The sequence below is a fragment of the Paenibacillus sp. JDR-2 genome (assembly GCF_000023585.1).
Taxonomy (GTDB): Bacteria; Bacillota; Bacilli; order Paenibacillales; family Paenibacillaceae; genus Pristimantibacillus.
Genome location: NC_012914.1, coordinates 6,876,985 through 6,899,085 on the forward strand (window position 1 = coordinate 6,876,985; position 22,101 = coordinate 6,899,085).

Annotated in this window: 22 protein-coding genes; 6 read left to right on the forward strand and 16 right to left on the reverse strand. The window is 51.0% G+C overall.

What is annotated here, in order from left to right:
- Positions 1-19: 19 nt before the first annotated feature.
- The 10 genes from PJDR2_RS30185 to PJDR2_RS30230 form a co-directional block, all read right to left on the reverse strand.
- Positions 20-1,876: an LTA synthase family protein gene (locus PJDR2_RS30185; protein ID WP_015847542.1), complete on the reverse strand. Its 1,857-nt coding sequence runs from the start codon at positions 1,874-1,876 to the stop codon at positions 20-22.
- A 25-nt stretch (positions 1,877-1,901) separates the two neighbouring features.
- Positions 1,902-2,564: a TetR/AcrR family transcriptional regulator gene (locus PJDR2_RS32225; RefSeq protein WP_015847543.1), complete on the reverse strand. Its 663-nt coding sequence runs from the start codon at positions 2,562-2,564 to the stop codon at positions 1,902-1,904.
- Between the two features lie 105 nt (positions 2,565-2,669).
- Positions 2,670-3,407 (reverse strand): hypothetical protein, encoded by a 738-nt coding sequence (locus PJDR2_RS30195; RefSeq protein WP_015847544.1) that lies wholly within the window; start codon positions 3,405-3,407, stop codon positions 2,670-2,672.
- Positions 3,408-3,426: 19 nt separating this feature from the next.
- Positions 3,427-4,101, reverse strand: a complete 675-nt coding sequence (locus PJDR2_RS30200; protein ID WP_015847545.1) for a polymer-forming cytoskeletal protein — start codon at positions 4,099-4,101, stop codon at positions 3,427-3,429.
- A 19-nt stretch (positions 4,102-4,120) separates the two neighbouring features.
- Entirely contained in the window at positions 4,121-4,750 is a 630-nt protein-coding gene (locus PJDR2_RS30205; protein WP_015847546.1) for a YhbD family protein, read from the reverse strand.
- 112 nt (positions 4,751-4,862) lie between these two features.
- A complete protein-coding gene (locus PJDR2_RS30210; protein WP_015847547.1) occupies positions 4,863-6,011 on the reverse strand; it encodes a hypothetical protein in 1,149 nt (382 codons plus the stop codon).
- 161 nt (positions 6,012-6,172) lie between these two features.
- Positions 6,173-7,426, reverse strand: a complete 1,254-nt coding sequence (locus tag PJDR2_RS30215; protein ID WP_015847548.1) for an MFS transporter — start codon at positions 7,424-7,426, stop codon at positions 6,173-6,175.
- Positions 7,427-7,428: 2 nt separating this feature from the next.
- A complete protein-coding gene (locus PJDR2_RS30220; protein WP_015847549.1) occupies positions 7,429-7,860 on the reverse strand; it encodes a MerR family transcriptional regulator in 432 nt (143 codons plus the stop codon).
- Positions 7,861-8,070: 210 nt separating this feature from the next.
- Positions 8,071-9,039 (reverse strand): quinone oxidoreductase family protein, encoded by a 969-nt coding sequence (locus PJDR2_RS30225; RefSeq protein WP_041614821.1) that lies wholly within the window; start codon positions 9,037-9,039, stop codon positions 8,071-8,073.
- 64 nt (positions 9,040-9,103) lie between these two features.
- Positions 9,104-9,748, reverse strand: coding sequence for a GntR family transcriptional regulator (locus PJDR2_RS30230; RefSeq protein WP_015847551.1), 645 nt, complete (start codon positions 9,746-9,748; stop codon positions 9,104-9,106).
- 174 nt (positions 9,749-9,922) lie between these two features.
- Here PJDR2_RS30230 and PJDR2_RS30235 point away from each other — a divergent pair, with 174 nt between their 5' ends.
- The 5 genes from PJDR2_RS30235 (at position 9,923) to PJDR2_RS30255 (ending at position 14,169) form a co-directional block, all read left to right on the forward strand.
- A complete protein-coding gene (locus PJDR2_RS30235; RefSeq protein ID WP_015847552.1) occupies positions 9,923-10,822 on the forward strand; it encodes a phosphate/phosphite/phosphonate ABC transporter substrate-binding protein in 900 nt (299 codons plus the stop codon).
- Between the two features lie 81 nt (positions 10,823-10,903).
- Positions 10,904-11,686 carry a phosphonate ABC transporter, permease protein PhnE gene (phnE, locus tag PJDR2_RS30240; RefSeq protein ID WP_015847553.1) on the forward strand — a complete coding sequence of 261 codons (783 nt, stop codon included), beginning with the start codon at positions 10,904-10,906 and terminating at the stop codon, positions 11,684-11,686.
- A complete protein-coding gene (locus tag PJDR2_RS30245) occupies positions 11,683-12,480 on the forward strand; it encodes a PhnE/PtxC family ABC transporter permease (RefSeq protein ID WP_015847554.1) in 798 nt (265 codons plus the stop codon). Before phnE ends, PJDR2_RS30245 begins: the two co-directional genes overlap by 4 nt.
- A gap of 90 nt (positions 12,481-12,570) precedes the next feature.
- A complete protein-coding gene (phnC, locus tag PJDR2_RS30250) occupies positions 12,571-13,359 on the forward strand; it encodes a phosphonate ABC transporter ATP-binding protein (protein ID WP_015847555.1) in 789 nt (262 codons plus the stop codon).
- A 36-nt stretch (positions 13,360-13,395) separates the two neighbouring features.
- Positions 13,396-14,169 (forward strand): tyrosine-protein phosphatase, encoded by a 774-nt coding sequence (locus PJDR2_RS30255; RefSeq protein WP_015847556.1) that lies wholly within the window; start codon positions 13,396-13,398, stop codon positions 14,167-14,169.
- Positions 14,170-14,470: 301 nt separating this feature from the next.
- Here the strand turns inward: PJDR2_RS30255 and PJDR2_RS30260 are convergent, their stop codons facing one another.
- Together PJDR2_RS30260 and PJDR2_RS30265 are read right to left on the reverse strand one after the other, a co-directional pair.
- A complete protein-coding gene (locus PJDR2_RS30260; protein WP_015847557.1) occupies positions 14,471-15,172 on the reverse strand; it encodes a hypothetical protein in 702 nt (233 codons plus the stop codon).
- A 15-nt stretch (positions 15,173-15,187) separates the two neighbouring features.
- Positions 15,188-16,189 carry a phosphotransferase gene (locus PJDR2_RS30265; protein WP_015847558.1) on the reverse strand — a complete coding sequence of 334 codons (1,002 nt, stop codon included), beginning with the start codon at positions 16,187-16,189 and terminating at the stop codon, positions 15,188-15,190.
- Between the two features lie 147 nt (positions 16,190-16,336).
- Here PJDR2_RS30265 and PJDR2_RS30270 point away from each other — a divergent pair, with 147 nt between their 5' ends.
- Positions 16,337-17,188 carry a pentapeptide repeat-containing protein gene (locus tag PJDR2_RS30270; RefSeq protein ID WP_015847559.1) on the forward strand — a complete coding sequence of 284 codons (852 nt, stop codon included), beginning with the start codon at positions 16,337-16,339 and terminating at the stop codon, positions 17,186-17,188.
- 30 nt (positions 17,189-17,218) lie between these two features.
- Here the strand turns inward: PJDR2_RS30270 and PJDR2_RS30275 are convergent, their stop codons facing one another.
- The 4 genes from PJDR2_RS30275 to PJDR2_RS30290 form a co-directional block, all read right to left on the reverse strand.
- A complete protein-coding gene (locus tag PJDR2_RS30275; protein WP_015847560.1) occupies positions 17,219-18,037 on the reverse strand; it encodes an SDR family oxidoreductase in 819 nt (272 codons plus the stop codon).
- A gap of 115 nt (positions 18,038-18,152) precedes the next feature.
- A complete protein-coding gene (locus tag PJDR2_RS30280; protein ID WP_015847561.1) occupies positions 18,153-18,734 on the reverse strand; it encodes a TetR/AcrR family transcriptional regulator in 582 nt (193 codons plus the stop codon).
- A gap of 379 nt (positions 18,735-19,113) precedes the next feature.
- The gene (locus PJDR2_RS30285) at positions 19,114-20,166 is read right to left on the reverse strand and encodes a hypothetical protein (protein ID WP_015847562.1); all 1,053 of its coding nucleotides are present in this window, start codon (positions 20,164-20,166) and stop codon (positions 19,114-19,116) included.
- Positions 20,163-21,938 (reverse strand): HSP90 family protein, encoded by a 1,776-nt coding sequence (locus PJDR2_RS30290; protein ID WP_015847563.1) that lies wholly within the window; start codon positions 21,936-21,938, stop codon positions 20,163-20,165. Before PJDR2_RS30290 ends, PJDR2_RS30285 begins: the two co-directional genes overlap by 4 nt.
- Positions 21,939-22,101 lie beyond the last annotated feature (163 nt).

Consider the following 22,101-nt stretch of genomic DNA (forward strand, 5'->3'; position numbering starts at 1 on the left):
TTGCCTTTCACTTTAGATCCTATTTATGAGGAAGCTGCTGAACGTAGCTGTCCGATAAGTGCAGAAGCTCAAGTGCTCTGTTGTACTCGTCTTCGGTTACGCCGCCTTCCGTTGTTTCCGTGCCGTCGACCACTTTGTGGTTCGTGCCGTCTTTATATTCGATACCCGGAATAAACAGGTTCTCGTTGTCGATAACCGAACCGCTAGGCAGGAAGTGACGCATTGGAATCAGCTCCGAGCTTTGGTTCAGAAGATCTTCGCCAAAGTGAATCTGGTTCGACAGCGATGCGCCTACCAGGTTAGCAACGGTTGGGAGAATATCGATTTGACCGCCCACTTTATCCACTTCGGACGGTTGAGTTACGCCCGGAACGTGCATAATAAGAGGGATATTGAACATTTCGGTGTGACCGTAATCGGTACCGAGCATTTCTTTCATCAACGCTTTTTCGTCATCATCCAGCGAGTACAGAGGCAGACCTTGGTGGTCACCGTACATGAGGACAATGCTGTCATCCCACAGACCGCTTGATTTAAGACCGTCGATAAATTGGCCGAGCGCATAGTCTGCGTAGTTTTGTGCTTTCAGATAACGGGTTACAAGGCTGTCGTCCTTGAATTCCGCAGGAAGCTCAATCCGGTATTTCGAAGTCGGAATGTTGTAAGGATGATGCGCGCTCATTGAGATCACCTGTGCATAGAACGGCTTATCTGCCTGATCCATCTTCACAAGCTCAGGAAGAGTCTTCGAGTACAACACTTCGTCCGAAGCGCCGAAGGCTACATGGTCTTCGTCGCCATAGAAGGCTTGATCGTAATATTTATCCCAGCCAAGAGCCGAGTACAACTCGGTACGATTCCAGAACTCAACCGCGTTCGTATGGAACGTAGCGGTCGAATAGCCGTTTGCGCTCATCAGCTTCGGTAAGCTTGGCAGTGCTTTGTCGACGTTTACGTCTGTCGCTGCTTTGTGCTTAGGCACGTACAACGATGTATTCACTACATACTCCGCGTCGGAAGTTGTGCCTTGACCGACCATCGTATAGAAGTTTTTGTAGTGGGTAGCTTCTTGAACCAGCTTGTTCATGTTAGGCGTAATTTCCACGCCGCCTACTTTCAAGCCGATTAGGAAGTCTTGGTACGATTCCATTTGAAGAATAATAACGTTTTTGCCTTTTCCGGCACCAAAATATTTCGGCGATGTTTGCTCGGTGATGCCTTTAAGCTCATCGATTTTCGCTTGCGTAATTTGGTCGATCGGCGTAACCGGTTCTTTCTCCATCATTTTATCAATGATGTTGTATACTTCGTAATCGAGAAGGCCCATCTCTTCGGCCTGCTTGTTCTCGTTCATGCTCGCGCGGTTCGGCCATACGTTCACCAGGCAGACGACAACGGACAAGGCGAATACCGCCATCCATGCTTTGCTTCTTACCGGACGCAGCTGCGCATCCTGGCGGGCTTTCCTGAATCTTGGCAGAATAAGAACGACCGAAATAACGATAATATCAAGGAAAATAAGCAGATAATAAGGATCCATCAGCGAGTAGGTGCTTTCCCCTACCTCAGCCATTTTGTTAGCCTGGCTTAACGCATCCGTATTGACGATAATGCCGTAATACTTGTAATACATCAGTATGGCGAAATATAAGGCCGTAAACAGCAAATTGACGATCATGTAGTAAAGCATCTTGCGCTTGCCGGCAAAAAACTCAATCAGGCAGAATACCGCAACAAAGAACGGAATCTCCGTCATAATGGTCAGCCACGAGAACCCGTTGCCGAAGACGACATCGCGGGCAACGATACTTTTGATCAGCAGAATAATAACGAAATAATAGAATCTTCTATTTAAAAATCTAGTTATTAAAGACACCCTTGTCATCACCTTTCATTGTATTTCATTGTGAATCAAACAAAAGAACCTTCGGCTTTATCTCTGTAGCTGAAGGATTTCTCCATAGATCTATTGTAAAATCCACATTCTCTTCCATATGTTTATAAACATCCGGTTCGTTCAGGAGCTGTATCCCAACCGATTTGCTCATAATCGCATGCAAGGTCGTGGACAAGAATTGTCTAGACGCTATCCGGAAATCGAGATCGCGAATCTCGCCTCTCTCGTGCCGGTCTTTTAAAAACTGTTCAAAGATGGCGCACTGCTCGCGGAGCAGCGCCGTTAATTGCTCGGCTTCCTCGAAGCCCAGCAGGTCATTCTCCCGGAACAGAATCCGTGTCAAAGCCATATCCGCCGTAAATAGTTCGTACAACCGGCGCTTAATGGTGATCATCGCGTCACGCAGCTCGAGATCCTCGATAACCTGTTGAATCTGCTTTATTCCTTTTCTACGGTGCTCGAAGCTCTCACGTAGCAACACCGCCATAATCTCTCGCTTGCCGCCCGGAAAATAATGATAAAGGATACCGTCTCCCATCCCGATCTTCCTCGTAATTTCTCGAACAGGGGTGCCATGGTATCCTTTTTCCGCAAATAATGATTTTGCTGCTTCCAATATTTTTTCTCGTGTTTCAGCGGCCTGCTCTTTTCGGATGTTGCGAGTCATCGTCGCCACCTCCTTACTTCGTATTTCACTGAACGATCGCACAGCGAAATTTTAGCGCAAGGCCGAGGTGATGTCAATCGGTCTGCCAAAACATCACAAAATCGCCTAAACTTTTCGGTTATCTCTTACGACGGAGTCTTTTCTATTCTCGAAATGATCCTTAAATTCGACAAGTCCGATCTCGCAGCCGGGCCCGATCACAACCTGATTCCCTCTTACTATATCAGCAATTGTATTTTCCAAATAGATATGATCTCCTTCCATAACTGAGACCGTTAACCTAGCGCTGGAAGAAGGTTTAAAAAAGAAGCTGAGCGGATGCAGCCATTTGGCTTTGCGAACTATTATATGACCGCCGCCGATTTCATGTGCCTTACAGTCCCGGTACAGATGGATTTGAAGCTTCCCGGCATTCAGTAAACCGCCGATTTCAAAGATGCCCCGCGCCGTAAACTGCTCGGCCTCGCAGTCTCCCAACGTTTGCAGCATGCCTTTCAGCTTGATCTGCTCGCTATAGACATGATTCTTCGATTCTATCGTGCCTGCTATATTCAGCTCCCTCAGCTGAGTAATCCCGCCAACGCTGACCGTGCCTGACGTCTTGAGTTCTCCACCGCGCAGTCCGCCCGTTACCTCGCAAGTACCCACAATGTTCATTTTGTCGGCCGTTACCGTGCCGTCTATCTCCAGCGTGCCGACGCAGCTGAGCCTGGTGCAGCTCGTATCTCCTTCAATCGAGCCTTCTCCGACAATCTTGACGCTGTTGTAGGTACCGCCCATAACGCTGGAGCTTCCGGTGATTCTTAAGTTTCTGATTGCGTTCCCGGCTGCATGCTGATTCATAAGATCTCCTCCTCCTCTATTATCTTTGGACATGCTTAATGATTTTGGAACTGCTATGCACGTCAAGGCTTTGCTTATACTCCACAGTGCCAATGGTACAGCCCGGTCCAATTCGAACGACCCCTCCGCGCACCATATCCGCCGTCGTATACTCCAGATAGATGTTGTCCCCTTCAATGACTTCAGCGCTCAGCTTGTTGGCGAATGGCCCCGGAACGGACTGCAGCCATTTAGCGAACCCTTTGCCAGGCTGCTTGCCGACATGAATGCTCTCGCCGCCAATCTCGTTGATATGACTGCTTCCCTGCAGCGTCAGCTTTATTTGGCTTGCGTTTAACGTCTCGATGTCCATTCGTCCGTTTGCTTCGAAGGTTTCGGTCTCGCAGCTGCCTTTCACCGTCACCATTCCGTTCATGCGCATCTGTTCGCCCGTGACGGGTCCGCCAAAGCTTACTTTACCTTCAATGTTAAGCTTGTCGGCATGCAATCCCCCGCGGATGGAAGACATGCCATTGATGGAAGCCGTGACAGCCCTCACATGCCCCTGTACATCGCCCTTGCCGTTAATCGATAACTCATAGCACCGGACATCCCCTTCAATCTTGCCGACTCCCTCGATCTTCGCCAGATGAACATCTCCGCCGCCGGATCTGCCGATCCCGGTAATGAGTATTTTTCGTTGTTTTTCTCCCATTGTACGTTTTACACCTCCGTTATATCGCCATTAGCTTCAATTTTAATTGCTCGATCATAGCCGGCACATCCACTCTGAGGATGATCTTTACTCCGCTCTCGAAATGAATTTCGCCGCCGGATGAAACAAGAAGAAACACGGATACGCCCATCTTTCGAAGCAAAATCAGATCGCATTGCTGCTCTTTGAACTTCTTGTAATGCTCAAGGAAGGTTGGCAGCATCGTTTTGCCCTCTTCCAGGCTGATCTCCCCCGTCTGCAGGCAATAATCCAAAATGTAAACGCATAAGGTCTGCTCAAACGTGTACATTTCCGATTGTCCGATATAGGTTTCGGCTGCTTTCGCAGCACTTAGTGAAACAATGTTTCGTTCTATTAATTCCTTCATCGAAATCGAAATGGCCTTTGAGGCCGGCGAGAACATATCTGCCAGCTCATCCAAGGAAAGATCATCCTTCATATTGACGATTTTATCGATTCGGTCCAGGATTTTCTGCTTTGGAAAAAAAGTCTCTTGCCCGGTAAACGCCGACTTGCGGATAAACCATTCCTCCGGGAGCAGGTTCTTTCGCTTCCAGCGGTACAGCTGCCCATACGAAATACCCGTAAGCTCCAATAAATCCTTCTTGGATATCAGTTCTTCCTCCATGATTCAGCCTCCTTTGCTTTCAATATAACATAACATTGTTACGTTGTTAAGTCAAAAAGGAAGCCGCCTGCAGAATTTGGCCTCTGCAAGCGGCTTAAACTTACTCTCCCCTCTATTTCCAGGGTTCATACAGACAGCTTTTAAAATCCGAATGCACCGGAGGAATCCCTTTGAGACGCCAATCGCAATAGTCGAGCAGATGGTCGATATCTTCCTGGGTCCGGTTATGACCGCCATGCCGGTAGGCTATTCCGATCTGATCCTCGGCACCAAGGAAGCGGTACACCTTCTCGGCTTCCGCATAAGAGACATACATCCCTTCGGGATTAATCCAATCATCGGAATAACCGCAGGTCAGAAGAAGTGCCCTTGGCGCAATCAGCGCAGCAAGCTCATGCTGGTCAAACGGCAGCGCTGCAAGATCGCTGAACTGGCGGAAGACGGAACTAAACCAATGCGCCTCGCCTTCGCTTTGCAGCGCTTCAAGCGGCTCGCTTCGTCCGGCTATACCCCAGGGATAACCTTTTCCTTCAAAGGAATACCGGAAGGGGGCCATGCCGCCAGCGCCGGAAGCATGAGGGTTAACCAAGGCAAACCGCTTGTCGGTCATCCCGGCGACAAGGCTTGCTTTGCCCCATCTCGAGAATCCGGTCACGGCGGCGCGGGCAGCATCGATTTCGGGATATAGCTGTTGTTCAAAGGCATCCAGTACTTTGCTCGCTGCCCATCCTAGCGCGATAAATATGCCAACATCATTCTGATCCGGTGCCTGCGCATAAGGATACAGCTTGAAAAAGGCGCCCGTGCGTTCGGCATTATCCGATGCAATCTCCTGCGGGAGAAGAGTCACAACGGCGTAGCCCCGTTTATTCGCCTGCTCCACGTAATTGGTTGCGTCCTGCCCGTCCGGCCGCCAGCCCTCCAGCGAACCAATCGTAAAGATTACCGGATAGGTTCCGCCTATGACACCGTCCTCGGGAGGAAAGCTGATGCGGGCCGTAAAAGAATCTTCCGTGTCACCCCGGGTAACATGAACCCGTAGACCCTGCTCTGTTTTCTCATAAGTTACCTGCTCTCCGGAAGCATCCGGCATGTAACCGTACATATAATAATGAAATAGATCCTGCAATTCCTGCGAGCGTTCCTCCCAGTCTGCTAACGTCTGCACGCGGCGACCGTCCTCAAAGACAAAAGGATCCGGAAGCTCCTTCACGAGCGGCAGATCGGCTGGACTGGCGTAATGCGATTTTCGATTAGACAAGAATAGCACTTCCTTCCCGGAGATAAATAGAAGTCTTGAGCATCCTGATACATCTATTTGCCGGGAACGGGTGAAAACCCTTCCTTGCTTTAAGGAAAGAAAAGAGCTATCACCGGATTCGTGATCCGCAAAGGATAGCTCTTCTAAAGAAAAGGGATGGATTAATGGCCTCCCGCATGATCGACATGCTTCACATGCTTATGGTTCGCTAAGATGAACAGAACCGATACGATAACAAAACCTGCTCCCACATAGAAAGGAATATGCGGGTTAAACCATTCCGCCAGCTTGCCGGCGAAATAAGGGGCAATCGCGCCGCCGATAAACCGGAGGAAGCTGTATGCCGCCGACGCCGTCGAACGTTCGACCGGAGCGGCATTCATTACGCCTGTTGTAATAAGCGTATTATTGTTGCCCAGCAAAGCCCCCGCGAAGATAACGCTCGCGATAATGACCCATTGGGTATTCGTCCAGATGGCCATCGCAAGCAAGGTAAGACCAAACAGCGTCAGCATAACCGCCATCGATTTGACCGTGCCGAATCTGCGCTGCAGCCATGGTGCCATAAAGACGGAAGTAACGGCCAGCAGAATGCCCCAGCCGAGGAACACGTAACCGAGCTGATGGATGCCAAGCCCCATTACGAAAGGCGCATAAGCCATCAGCGTAAAGAAGCCGAAGTTATAGAAGCAAGCCGTCAGGCCAAAGACGACAAGCGGACGATGCCGCAAAGCCCGGAACGGATCAAGCAGGGAAGTTTTCTTCGCCGGTGCGGCCGAAGCCTTGGGAGCTCCCGCTGTTTTGGGCATCATAAAGATAATCGCCAGGAAGGCAATGACCATGAGACCGGCAACGCCGATAAACGGCCCTCTCCACGAGATGGAGCCCAGCTCGCCGCCAAGCAGCGGACCTACCGAAATCCCGATGCCAATCGCGGCTTCATAAAGAATGATGGCTTTTGTCACGCCGCTTTTGGACAAGGATACGATTGCGGTTAACGCCGTCGCTACGAAAAACGCATTGCCTAGACCCCAGCCGGCCCGGTAGCCGACAAGCGCCCAAATATCGTTCGACATCCCGCCAAGGAGCGAGAATACCGCGATAATGACGACGCCAAGAAGAAGCGTCCATTTGATCCCGATTCTTGACGTCACTACGCCGGTAATCAGCATCGCAACCGCCATAACGGCGTTGTAGCTGGTGAACAGCAGGCTTACTTCGCTGGCGGATGCATGCATTTCTTCCGCAATAGCCTTCAGGATCGGATCGACAAGACCAATCCCCATAAAAGCGATAATGCCTGCGAAAAAGACGGCCCAGACCGCACGGGGCTGATTAAAGAAACCGCCTTTTTCAACGGATAATGGTTTATTGGCAGCAGAGGCTGCCGGTTGAGATGAATTTGCCACGCTCATTCTCACTCCCGTTTATATTTCTTTTTGGCTTCGTTGATTCTGTCCTTGAGCTGGTGAATTTCCGACCGCATGTTCTTCATCTTCTCCAGCTTCAGGTCAATCAGCTCCAGTTGCTTATCAACCGTCTGCTCAAGCTCGTCAATCTTCCGAAGACGCAGCCGGGCGTCCTCCGTCTGCCGGATTTCATCGCGCTGATTAATAAATTCCTCGCTCATCGCCACGTATTGCTGCAGCTCCTGCAAGGAGAAGCCCAGCACATCGCGCGCGTTAATCAGCTTCTTCAGCCGCTCGACATGATAGTCGGTATATAAGCGGAAGCCGCCTTCGCTGCGCTCCGGCGGAGTTAACAAGCCAAGCTCCTCGTAATAACGAAGCGTGCGTTTCGTTAAACCAACCATCTTCGCAACATCCTCGATTTTGTAAAAGATCTTCATCGCCTCTTTCCTTTACTCTCTCTGTTAAATACTCTACACCCAAGTTAATGTTAACGTCAACGTTAACTTTTGAAAAATGACAGAGCTGGTGCCATCTTCCTCTGCGGATAGGATTAAGTTGCCCTTCGCACCATGAACTCATTCCATATAAAAAGCCGGGGTACGCCTCTAATGATTAGCGTCCCCGGCTTAGCCGAGCGATTATGGAGGTTATGGAACAAAAATAATCTTGCCCGTGCTTTGGCGGCTTTCGAGCAGCCGGTGGGCGTCCGCGCCTTCCGCAAGCGGGAATGCTTTTGGCGTCTCCAGCTTCAGGCTTCCGTCCCGAAGCCAGGCGAACAATTCTTCCGCCCGGCGGATGCGGTCTTCTCGGGACGTGACATGATTCCACAGATCCCCGCCGGTCAGCGTCTTCGACGTATCCATCAGCATCCGCGGATCTACAAAGGCCGGATCGCCTCCCGCCATGCCGAAGAAAACAACCGTCCCTTTCGTCTTCACGGCCGCAAAGCTGTCCATTAAGGTAGAACCAACGGAATCATAAGCAACCGATACTCCTTCTCCGCCGGTTGACCACTTCTTCGCAGCAGCTACCCAATTGCTGTCGTAAAGCAGCGCTGCGTCGGCACCTGCTGCTAGCGCCGCTTCCCTTTTCGACTCGGAAGAGACAAGTCCCAGCACGCGCGCTCCCTGCCGCTTCGCGAGCTGCACCAGCAGCTGTCCAACGCCTCCGGCCGCCGCATGGACAAGCACTTCGTCGCCCGCCTGAACGCGGTAGCTGTCCTGCGTCAAATAATGCGCGGTCATTCCCTGGAGCAGCACCGCTGCCGCAGTCTCGAAGCTGATATCGTCCGGGAGCGGTATCGCCTTCTCCGCCGGTACCAGAACCAGCTCCGCATTGGCATGCGGAACATCGCAGAAAGCGATCCGGTCGCCCGGCGCTAAGCCCGCCGCATCGGCTGCGGCTTCCTCCACGATGCCCGCTCCCTCGTAACCCAATATATAAGGCGGATTCCCCGCCAGATGATAATTGCCCCGCCTGCGGTAAATATCGGCGTAGTTCAGGCCTGCGGCCTTGAGCCGCACCAATACGGTTCCCGGCTTAACCTCCGGCGCGGGGATCTCCTTGTACTCGAGCACCTCCGGCCCGCCAAACGTTTCAAACACCAATGCCTTCATGCTGTTCATCCTGCTGCCTCCGCATACGTTGCTTAATGTCACTCTTATCTTCCCCGGTTAAAGGTTAAATCTTCATCAAATTTAATTCAATCATACGTTTCTTGCCCTGAATCAATATTCGGTCCATAATCTCGCGGATTTCCTCGTACTCTCCCGCAATCAGGTGATCGAGAATACTTCTGCTGATCTTGCTGGCCGAGAAATGCGGAATATGCGGCGTTTTCTTGTAGCCGACTATAGAGAACCGCAGCATCTTATCCTGCAGCGCATCAAACATCTGAAGCACAACCGTATTGCGCGAAGCTTCGATTAAGCAGCGGTTAAATTTATAGAAGTGCTGTAGGTAGCTGAAATAATCAACGCGTTCCGTCGCTTCAATCTGCCCGTCCAAGTGCGCCTGCATCGCGTTCAGGTCAGGCTTCTCTCCGCTCTCCATAATGGCCTTCAAGCTCATTCGCTGAAAGGCGTGCTGGACTTCCATCATATCTAGTATTTCCTTTAACGAGACTTCTTTCACAAATATTCCCCGATTCTGAATCGCGCTGACATAGCCCTGCGACTCCAGCTGGGACATCGCGGATCTTACCGGAGTACGGCTCATGCCTAATTGCTCAGCCAGCTCAACCTCGGAGAGCAACGCGCCCGGCATGAATTCGCCCTGCAAAATCCGTTCTCTTATATACGCGTAAGCCTTCTGAATAAGCGACATCGGAAGCATCCTCTCCTGTTCTGTCCCTATTGTAGGCCACCGGTATGGCGTCTACAATACCTCAACAATCTTTTAACATAACGTTGTATTTTCTCTAACCATGCGATAACAAAACACACGTATTATACAACCTGTATACAGGATATCGTTCACTTTTAGGGAGGAAATCAACCAATGAAAAAAGCCGTACTGATTATGACTTTGTTCGTCGTCGCGCTTACGCTGCTTGCCGGCTGCTCGACCAGCAAGGACGGAGCGCCCAAGAAATTCGTTATCGCGTACCTGCCGGGCGAAAACTCCGATCAAGCCCAGAAGCTTAATGGCGACTTCGAAAAGAAACTATCCGAAAAGCTTGGCATCCCGGTTGAATCTTATAAAGCAACAAGCTACAACGCAGCGATTGAAGCAATGAAAAACGGCAAAGCCGACTACGCTTTGTTTGGACCTTTCTCCTATATCGTAGCGGTTGACCGTGCGAACGTAGAACCGGTCGCGGAGATCTCCATTCCCGCAATGGCAAACCAGCCGGCATCCGTTATTCTCGTTAAAAAAGATTCCCCGATCCAAACGCTTGCCGACCTGAAGGGCAAAACGTTTGGTTATGTAGATCCGGTATCGACAACCGGCCATTTGCTGCCGAAATCCATTCTCGTAGATCAGCTTGGCATTACTCCTGACGAGGTTGAAAAAGGCTTCTTCAAGGATGTTCAATTCGCAGGCGGACACGACAAAGCGATTCTCGGTCTGCTCCGCGGACAATATGACGCAATCGGCACGGCAGCCATGATGCCGGCTATGCTTGAGGCAAAAGGCATTATCGAAAAGGATTCCTATCGCGTCATCGGCCAGTCCCAATCGCTCCCGGGCACGGCACTTGGCATCCGCAAAGACCTGCCGGAGGATCTGAAAGCAAAAGTAAAAGAATTCCTTCTCTCCTATGACAATCCGGAATACCTGGAAGGCATCGTAGGCTCGAAAGACGCGAAATTCATTGAAGCAAAAGACAGCGACTTCGACGGTCTGCGCGACATTGCGAAAAAATTGAACCTTAGCCCGGACGATCTTTTGAAATAACCCGCACGGTGTAAACCGAATGATGAAGGCTCATGCATTGCTGCTTTCGTCATTCGGTATTAATGAAGGAGGCTTGTCTTCATGCAAACTGCAGCTGCGGTGAAGCAAAAAAAGCTCAAGCGGAATGTTTCGCTCGCTTTTTTTGCGGCCGCTGTCGTGTTCTCGCTCTGGTACATTAAATTCAGCTTTTCGGAGTTTGTCAGCGGTATTCCGATCTTCTTGCGCTTCTTGTTCACCGACTTCCTGCCGCCGAAGGCATCGGACTTACCGTCTTATCTGCAACCTGTGCTGGATACGCTGGCTTACGGTGTAGTGGCAACGGTGCTGGCATCGATCATTGGACTTCTTTTCGGCTTCCTGATGGCCCGCCAAACAACTCCGCATCCCGCAATCCGGACGGTGCTCCGCGGCTTTATCTCCTTGCTGCGCAACATTCCGTTCCTGGTATGGGCATCGATTCTTGTTGTTATTTTCGGCGTCGGCAGCATGCCGGGCATCTTCTCCCTGATCCTGTTCGGCAGCGGCTTCCTTGCCCGCGTCTACGCGGAAGCGATTGAGGAGATCGACAATCATGCGACTGAAGCTCTTGATGCCATGGGGGCAGGCTACCTTCAAAAAATTAAGCATGCCATTATTCCCGCTTTTATTCCCGGCTATATTTCGTGGACCTTGTTCATGTTTGAACTCAGCATCCGGGCGTCCTCCATCCTCGGCCTGGTTGGTGCCGGCGGAATTGGTTCGCAAATCAAATTAACGATGGACCTGTTCCAATACAACCGGACCTCCACCGTGATTTGCATTCTAATCGTCTTGATTCTGGTCATCGAGTTCATGACGAAACGGATAAGGGAGCGAGTAATTTGAAGAAAATCCGGATTGGCCACAAAGCAACGCAGCGCCAGCAGCGCTGGTTCATTGGCATTATGCTGCTGCTGTTCATCCCTTGCTTTTTCTATTTAAAGCTTGACCTGAATCAATTCAAACAAGGCTTGCATCAGATCCCGCATATCGCCAGCATGATGATGCAAATGTCCTTTTCGGAATTCCCGGCCTTAATGGACGGGCTCCTTACCTCGCTTATCATAGCGTTTTTAACGGTGGTCATTAGCGTTGTCATCTCGTTCTTTCTTGCTTTCGTTATTGCAACCAACACGGCGCCTATTCCGTTTCTTGCGAAGCTCATCCGGGCAATTATCGTTATCGTCCGGACAATCCCCGTTACGGTCTGGGTACTGCTTGCCGTTGCGAGCATCGGCTTTGGCTCGATGGCCGGCGTGCTTGGACTGATTTTCCCTACTGTCGCCTTTTTGACGCGCGTCTTCTCGGATCAGATCGATGAGGCCGGCAAAGACATTATCGAAGCCGTAAAAGCAGTCGGCGGCGGCTGGTGGAATCTTGTATTTAACGGCGTAACCCCGCAGCTGATGACGGCCTTTTTGGCCAGCATCGCCTTCAACTTCGAAATTACCGTTGCGGAAACCGTCATTCTCGGGATTGTAGGTGCCGGGGGGATTGGTGTCCTGCTGCAGGAATATATAAGCTTTTATGACTTCAAGCCGCTGACGCTTGGCATTCTCATTGTCTTTATTACGTTGTTCTTACTGGAAATGACGACTAACCTCATTCGCCATAGCTTATCGGGACGCAGCCACAAATAGCTTTAAGTTAATGCTTTCGATGCAAGAATTGTCACAGTTTCGCACTTGAGTTGCTCATTAGGCAACAATTCTTTTTAGGAGGCAACTAGCATGAAACCAATGCTTCAAATCAACAACTTAAAAAAACGATACGGCTCCAGCACCTTAGCCTTAAACGGCATTGATCTGGAAGTATATCCAAATGAATTCATCGCGGTTATCGGCCCAAGCGGCGCCGGCAAGTCTACTTTGCTCCGCTGCATTAACCGCCTGATTGATCCTACGGAAGGATCGATTTCGTTCCAAGGTCAGGAGATCGTTGGCGCCGGCAAAAAACAGCTCCGCCAGATCCGCTCCCATATCGGGATGATCTTTCAGCATTACAACCTGGTTGACCGGCTAAGCGTTCTGGAAAACGTGCTGCATGGTCGCCTTGGTCAAATGAGTGCTTTTAACGGCGTATTCAGCCGTTACTCGGAAGCAGATAAGCTTCAGGCTATTACTCTCCTTGAGAAGCTTGGCCTTGCGGAGCAGGTGTACAAACGCGCTGACGAATTGTCCGGCGGCCAGAAGCAGCGGGTTGGCATTTGCCGCGCGCTGGCCCAGAAGCCTTCGCTTATTCTGGCCGATGAGCCAATCGCATCCCTTGACCCGAACTCCTCCAAGATTGTCATGGATTCGCTTCATACGAACTGCATGGAACAGGGAATTGCTTGTCTCGTTAACCTGCATCAGGTTGAAGTCGCCAAGCAATACGCAACCCGCATCGTGGGGATCAAAGGCGGCAAGGTGGTCTTCGACGGCAAGCCGGAGGAGCTGACCGAGCGTATGACCCAGCATATTTATGAAGGCAAAGAGCATCAAATGTTTCAGCAGCACAATGCCATGCAAGCCGTCTAACCCAACTATATTCAACTAATGAAAGGTGAGAAAATCATGACAACTAATCAATTCGAACGTATCGTTCCGATGGAGCGCGTACTTAATTTCCGCGATATGGGCGGCTATAAAACAAACGACGGACGCGAAGTAAAGCCTGGCCTGATCTTCCGTTCGGCAGACTTATCCGCAATGACGGAGAAGGATATCGCTCTTTTGCGGGAGCTGAACATCACGGCTATCTTCGATTACCGCGACGACCATGAATCGGAGAAGCAGCCGGACCCGGCTATCCCTTCGGTTAAGAACATCCGCGTGCCGGCGATTAATAATCCGGCCATGACCTCCGCCGATTTCGAGAAGGATATGGTTAAGCTGATGGACCAAATGTCGCTCGAGCAAATGACTAAGATGTACGGCGTAATGCCGCTGAATAACCCTTCGTTCAAAGCGCTGATTCAGCTGTTCGAAGAGCAGGAAGGCGCAGCTTTCCTTCATCACTGCATGGGCGGCCGCGACCGTACCGGCGTTGGCGCAGCTTTGATCCTTACGACGCTTGGCGTGGACCGCGGGACGATTATCGCGGACTATCTGATCTCCAACGAGACGCTGGCTCCAATGAACGATCAACTGAGAGAACGTATGAAGCCGCATCTCCCCGAGGAGAAGATCGAAGAATTGATGGAGAAAATGCGCCTCCGCGAGGAATTCCTCGTTGCGGTATTTAACGCAATCGAAGAAAGCTACGGCACCTTCGAAGCCTACCTCGAGCAGGAGTTCGGCATCAACGCCGAGCGCCGGGCGAAGCTTCAGAGCCACTATCTGGCATAGAAAAGAGCGGTGCAGGGATTAAATCTGCACCGCTTCTTTCCGTTTTTAGCCGCCTTATTGCTTTCTGGTGCGCTGCCTCGCTTCCGGCTCCCTACCTTACGCAAAACCGCTACATTGGATTCTCTACAATAAAAATGGACTAAAATGGAGGGTGTCGGAGGCTACATTGGATTCTCTACAGTAAAAACGGCCGAATTGGTCTTCCGTTGCCGAAACGAGCGAATTACACTGGACCCGATCCAATGTAGAGTGAGTTACTAGCCATAAAAGCGCATTACGCTGCATCAAATCCAACGTAGCTCTACTTTTTAAGCAACATAATGCTACCGAAATCGGTTGGATCATCAGAGGTTTTGCTGGCTACAGCGTTTCCCTCTCTATTGAGAGCTTCTAACTTGTACGGTTTATCCGCTGCAGCCGGAAGGATGACATACCAGATTCTCTGCAGAACGCCTTCGCTAATAATCTTGGCGTTATACACTCCTGCCTTATCACCGCCAACGGTAACTTTGACACTCGTTATAGCGCTGTTCGTAATCTGCCCGAATATTATCGGAAACGGGCCTTTTATCCCTTTATACTTCGGTATGCTCATGAAGTTTAACGCTTCATTCCGATCAGCGGCGGAATAACTATAGGTTCCTCCATAGACCCATTTCCAACCCAGCAAGGTTTTCTGAACAAATTCTATCCCCAGGTTGTTTCCTTCTTTCTGCTCATTCAGTTTCGTAAACAGCAGGGCACCTCCGGCAACGGGCTCCCGATAAATGATATGCGTCGTTGCTTCGCTCCTGAATTTTCGAACGGCTTCCTCCGGGGTAGCTCCCAGCGGAATTTTTATTGTTCCTGATATACCCGACGCACGCGCATATCGCCAATCCGAGATACCGCCAGGCCGGTCATAGGCATACACGAATCCAATAAATAAAACAAAACATACCGCTATAGCAATTGCCGTTCTCATGAGCCATATTTGCCTGCCCGTTCGTACTTTTGGATACATGATTGCCTCCTTGCTTTATGTTTGCGAAGTATGCTGAACCAATCCTGCCGAGCGGAATTCCTCCAGGAATTCGTTCAGCCAGTCCTCGCCGTAATCAAGCGCGCCGGACTGGGTCGGGACGAAATGGACATCAAGACTCATAATCCAAAAACGCCGGACAAGCATAAACAGCTCCACCGCCTGCTCATCCTTTTCCGAAAAGGACCTTACGCTGCGATATCCGGCCAGTAATGCCTGCCATAGCTGCTCCTTGCTCTCGGCGGATTGCCGCTTTCTGTTGCGGACCTGGGCAAGATCGTAAGCCCGCCAGCCGGGTGCCGACCACTCAAAGTCAAAATGGGTGTATCGCCCGTCCGTCTCAACGGCATTATTGTTGCCATGCATATCGCCGTGGCAGATGCCCCAATCGAGCCCCGCCGCGGCGGCGGAAGCAACTCTATCCTTCAAAGCATTGGCATACTCGCGGAGAAAACCCGCCGCCGGATGGTCCTTGCCAATATGGCGAATAATGAGCTGCAAGGATTCCTCCACCAAAAAATCCGCATCCAGCTCCCGGCGCGGAAGCTCAAGCCGGACCTGATCCATCGCTAGATGGAGCTGTGCGGCCGACTGCCCAAACGCGTAACAGCTCTCTTCGTCCTGCAGCCGGTTCTCAATTCCCTCCACATATTCGAAAAGAACGGCGATCCGCTCCCCTTCCGGTGCGGCAATAACCGAGTAGCGGGTGCCACCCGCCTTCATAACCGGGGATGCTATTGAAGCTTCCGTTCCTGTCAGCAGGTCTTCCAATTGACCAAGAAGCGCCATCTCATACGCGGCTTCTCTCTCTCCGACCTCCTGCCGGTAGATTCTTAATATATAGGTTCCTTTTTCGGTTTGCACGCGGTAGGTATCGTTTAAGCCGCGAAGCCAATACACGCATTGCGTCCATTGGCCAAGCTCATATTGCCCGCTAAGGCAGCTCATTAAATAGTCAGGCGCCAGCACCGAGCTGACAGCCATCGGCTGATTAGTCATTTTATACCGGTCCCCTTCTCTTTTTCGGTATCTCTATCATAAACGAGCAGCACTTCCACATAAAGGAATATAATTGTTTTATCCGTTTCTATCACGCCTTCCATCCGTTAAAATTGAAAGAGTAGACCCTACAAGGAGGGAATAAAAATGATCCCTGACCGCAAACACCTTCGCGGGGATTGCGACAATTGCTTTGGGTTATGTTGCGTTGCGCTCCCTTTTGCCGTTTCGGCGGACTTTGCCATAGATAAACAAAGCGGACAACCCTGCCGTAATCTGCAGAACGATTACCGCTGCGGCATTCATACCAAGCTTCGGCAGCAGGGCTTTCGCGGCTGTACGGTGTACGACTGCTTTGGCGCCGGACAAAAGCTGTCGCAGCATACCTTCGGCGGACGCAGCTGGCGGGAAGATCCGCAGACAGCAAAGCTTATGGTTGAAGCTTTTCCCGTAATGTGGCATTTGCAGGAGCTTCTCTGGTATTTAGCCGAAGCGCATGAGAATCCAGCGGCCAAGCCGCTCCAATCGGAGTTGCATGCCGCTTGGAAAGAGACGGAACGCCTCACCGGCTTGGATGCGGAAGCCTTGCTCAAGCTGGACTTTGCCGCTCATCGGGCCGAGGTGAATACCCTGCTGCTGAAGACAAGCGAGCTCGTACGGGCTAAAGCGCCAAATGCCAAGACCGATGCCCGAAGAAAAAGAACGATTGGACGCGGCGCCGACCTTATGGGCGCCAAGCTGCAGAACGCCGATCTTCGCGGCGCTAATTTGCGCGGATCTTATCTCATCGCGGCCGATCTCCGCGGTGCCGACCTTCGCCATGCCGATCTGATCGGCGCCGATATGCGGGATACCGACTTGAGCGGAGCAGACTTAAGCGAAAGCCTGTTCCTCACCCAAGTCCAGCTCCAAGCGGCAAAGGGCAATGCGGACACCAAGCTTCCGCCCGCACTTAGCCGTCCCGCGCATTGGACCAGCAAAAAGCCGGCCACGTCCTAAGACGTGACCGGCTTTTCTCCTTACCTTGCATTATTGATACTGCGCTGCGATTTGTTCCAAATACTTCTCAATCGGCATCGATTTTCTCATATCCGTCAATTGATGGGCAGCTTCTCCCACCAGCGTGCGGAACTGCTTGCTCTCTCCCAAGGCCAAGCGAGCGATTGCATCTGCAATCGTTTGCGGATCGTCTAATTCGTCTACGGCACGGCTGCCCATCATCGCTTTTACCTTTGCGGTAATCTCGTCATAATCGGTAATCTCCCCGCTTTGACCCCAGGCGATCTTGTTCACGAAGTTATTGCCCGACGAACCGCCCTGCTCCACCAGTCTCAGCTCAATCCCAAGCGGCTTCAGCTCGTAATACAAGCCTTCGATTAATCCTTCCAGGGCAAACTTGGACATGTTATATAAAGAACCGGTCGGTACGGCTGTTGTCACGCCCATAAACGAGCTGATTGTAATAAACATCCCCGATTTATTCGCGCGAAAATGAGGCAGCATCGCACGAATAACGTTAATGGGTCCGCGCACGTTAACGCCGAACTGCCAGTCGATCGTCTCTTCCTTCGCCAGCTCCAAGGCTCCATAAGCGCCAACGCCCGCATTGTTGACCACAACGTCAATCCGTCCAAAAGCTTCAATCGCATCGGCTACCGCAGTCCGTACCTGCTCCACATCCGTTACGTCCAGCTTAAACAGCTTCACGTTGCTGTACTGCGTCAGCTCCGTCTCGTTCTCCGGCGTGCGCATCGTTGCCGCCACATTCCATCCCAGCTTAGCGAAATGGATCGCTGTCAGCTTGCCTAATCCGCTGCTTGTTCCTGTAATCAAGATCGTTTTATTCATTATGATTCTCTCCTCTAATTATCAAACTTTAGACCGAACGTTCATTCTAGTGAACCCAGAAGCCGGCCTTGAAGGCCGCGGCGGAAGAAGCCTTGCTCACCATTCATTAACGGCGTTACCCTCTGATGGCTCCCTGCCAGCATACTTCGATCGCCTGCCCAATCCCGGCATCGGTTAAATCCGAATTGCCCTGCAAATAACTTTTCACCATGTAGACCATAGAGCCGTAATGCATCTGGACAAGCAGCTTTGGGTCCATCTCTCTGAACAGTTCTTGCTCCATCGCATCCGCATAAAGCTTGTTCATCGGTGCGCACCAGCCGCCGTTGTAGGCTTTTTGCTTCACCTCTTCGTAAATATACGGCGAGAAGGAATACTGCTCGATGAACTGGAATCCCTCCGGATACTGCCGGCTGGTCTCGATCACGCGTTCCCAACCCCAGTTGAACCGCTCCCGGATCGTCCCTTCCCGGTTCAAGCCTTCCTGGACGAACTGGCCGTTATACGTAACGATAGACGTGTACAGCTCGTTAATAATTTCTTCCTTGCTGCTGAAATAATGATAAATGCTGCCCGTCGATACCTTGGACTCCTTGGCGATAAGAGCCATCGAAGTAGCCTGAAGCTCCTTGCGGATAATAATCTGCAGCGTTGTCTCGAGCACGGCTTTCTGTACTTTGTTGTATTGTTCGAACATGTTGCTTCCTCCAACAGGTTAAGATCGATCCACTAGATAGAACGTTCATTCTAGTGCTATTATGTACCTTGCGACCGCCACTGTCAACTGGTAAGGAGTAGTATCTCCATAAGCTCTAACCCTTAATCCGGCTCTAACGAACCTCTGTACTCTTATTTGCCTCCATTTCAGGATTCTGCTGATTTAACGAAACGTAGACACGCTATTGCACCTAATTACCTGCCACTTCAGCTTCAAAGAGCCGAATAAGGCTACCACGTTTCGTTAGCCTCAAAAATCCTTCAAAATTGGGCAAATAAGAATATGACGTTTCGTTAGAGCTCCGCGACAAAAAAAAGGCTGCTCCCCTAAGCCTTTTTTGCTTGGGAGCAGCTTATTATTAGGTTCCGTAAGCGGTCTGCAGGCGCGCAGCCATCTTTTCTTTTTCCCGAACCAGATCTTCCACGAAGGTATTGCCGTTTCGGCGGTTAAACGCCTGTGCCAGACGCTCGATCTCTTCATCCAACCAGGCTAAAGTAACGGTCTCCGACTCGGCAAGCTTCTTCCTCCGTTTACCCTTGCTCCATTCCTTCAGGAAAATACGGACGGACAACATATATTGCAGCCGGTCCCAACCAAGCTTGCTGCCTAGACCTAACCGGATCGTCTGCTCATACAGCTTTACGGCTTTGGGCATATCCGTTACGGTGAAGAACTGCAGGAAGGTACCGTACTCCTCGAGATAGGACGGCCCTTTAAGGGCACGGTAGGCTTTTTTCGCGGTTTCCAATGCCCGGTCGTATTCCCCAAGCTTAAGCAGCGGCATCATCATTTCGCTGTACGTGCTCTCCGGGATCGAACGGCAGGACATCTTGCCCTCGAGGATAGGCTTCAGGGATTGGAGCCCTTTTTTATGATGATTAATCGCGAAATGATAGCTTCCAAACATATTCTGCTCGCAGGCGCTGCAGTCCGATAAGGAATCCCGCTTCGCGGCTCTCCAGCTCTTGTAGTAATCTGCCGCTTCGGCCAGTTTACCCTGCCATAGCATGAGACTAACCCGCTTCTGATAATACACCCGGAGACTATAGCCGTAGGTGACGCATTTTTCCTTAAAATCCTCGTAAATCCGCTCAATCTGCTCCAGGCTTAATTCCGGCATCCGCCAAACGTATCCGAGCACCCATTTATAATGCCACATAATATAAAAGTTCGAATACTCGCCAGGATTATTCTCGAATTTCGACAAGCACCAGGAGAAGGAGACCAGCATCCGCTCCGGACAACCGCATTCCGGTGCCGCATTGGAGTAGTCCATTCTCGCATGATAAGCTTCCTCTTCCGTCATATACCGGTCGGCGACTCGGATCATCTCTTCCAGAACGGCCAGCTTCTGCTTGCCATCCGGCATGGACCATGTCGAGCGCCTCAGCTCCTGAAAACGGTTCTTCATCTGCCGACCTCGGCGTTCCGGTCAAGGCCCATATTCATGAATTGAAGCAGCGACTCGTTCATCAGTCTTAGCTCCTCGCTGCTGAGCGGATGGTTCCCCATAAGCAGCGCCTGCGTATATAACAGCTCAATGCTGTTCTGCTGGAGCTTAAGATCACCGGATGCGATAGCCTTGCGGACAATCGGATTATTGTAGTTGAAGCACAGTCTTGCATAAGGCTTCTCGTACAACTCGTCCTTGATCACGTGAATAACCTCGGCAAACAGCGTGTTCGCCTGCTCCTCGCTCTCCTCCATCATCTTGAAGAAGTTAACCTCCTGATTAATGTTGAAGAGGACGGGAATGTCCGCGGGCTCGAACCATTTGATCAACGAGCGGCATTGATACGGCGCAAGAAGCCGGTCCGCCAGGTCCAGGAAAGGCTGCACTTCATCCCGCTCGCTCCGGCCGAGCGATTCGAAGCGGCTGGAGAAGCTGAGAATATCGAGCACGCTGACCTGCACCTGCTCGTCAATGGAAGGAAGCTTCCGAACCAGCTCCAGGTCATGGACGTAACCGCCGTTAATGACCATCATGTTCTGGGCTTTCGCCACGCGGGCTACCTGCCTGAACTCGTCAAAGCTGGAAGTGACCATAACGGTACGGTGATTACGCAATATATCGGCCATTTTCAGATCGCCGAATGACGTTTCGAAGCTCAAATGCAGGATAAACAGCTCATATAGCTCTTCGTCCTCGGCAGCCATCGTTTTAATCGAAGCATAATGAATAAGCACAATCCGAGCGAATAATTCCGGATCATTGTCAGCGAGCTCTATCAGATACCGCTTGATGCAGACTCCAAGCTCATCCCGTACCGCGTAGAAAAGGTCGTTTTCCTGGAACGACTCCCTCGACGCCGTTGGCCGAAGGCTGTTTGTGTTAATGATGCCATTGACGAAAAAGGCCCATGACGGCAAAATATTGTTCATTTTGTCCGACAGCAGGACGCGCTTCAGGTATACCTTATGGCGTTTCTCGTCCTGCAGGCTGACGGAATAAGGCAATATATAAGCAATCCCTTCCGTGTCTCCGATCAGAGACTTCAGAGGAATAATATCCATCGGTTTCTCGTACTCGCTGTCCTCGATATAGGAGATCGCTTCCGATTGGCTCATGCGCCAAGGAGGAGTCGTATCGTTGATCTGCCGGCTGTCCTTGTCCTCCGTCAGCACGATTGGCGTCTCCAAATATTTGCCGAATCGCTCGAGCTGCTGGTACATCTTATACCACTCGGCGTATTCCTCGTATTCCGGCTTCAGCTTCAGATACACCGTTGTTCCGATCGGAACCGTTCTCTTCAGCTTATTCGTGACATAGGTGCCATCCGGCTTGCCGCGCCATTCCAGCGAATCGCCATCGAGGGCGGACCGTGTAATAAGCACAATCTCGTCGCTGATGACGAAGCAGGACAGAAGACCAACGCCGAACTGGCCGATGTAATCGTCCGCCGAGTCCTGATCCGCCTTCTTTGTTGTGCTTCCGATCCGCGCCAGAAATTGTTCGATTTCCGATTCCGTAAGACCGATGCCGTTATCCATGAAAGAGATCGTATGCGAGGACGGGAACAGCTCTACCGCTACCTTCCCCTCCGTTATATGTCCAAGTCTCTTTCTCGCCGTCACCGCATCCACCGCATTCTGAAGCAGCTCGCGGACGAATACGCCCGGATCGGAATACAAATGATTGGATAAGAGATCAATAATACCTTGTAGATTCACCTGAAAATTCATATTGCTCAAATTCTCACCTCACGGTTCAATTCTAGTTCTTCCCTACTATAATCCAACAGTACAGTAAGAATATCGTCAGGAACAAGGGCACTTATAAGTATAAAAAAAGTAGCGCGCCTGCAGCGCAACTGTAATACGGTTTTTTACCGTCTACAGTTGCGCT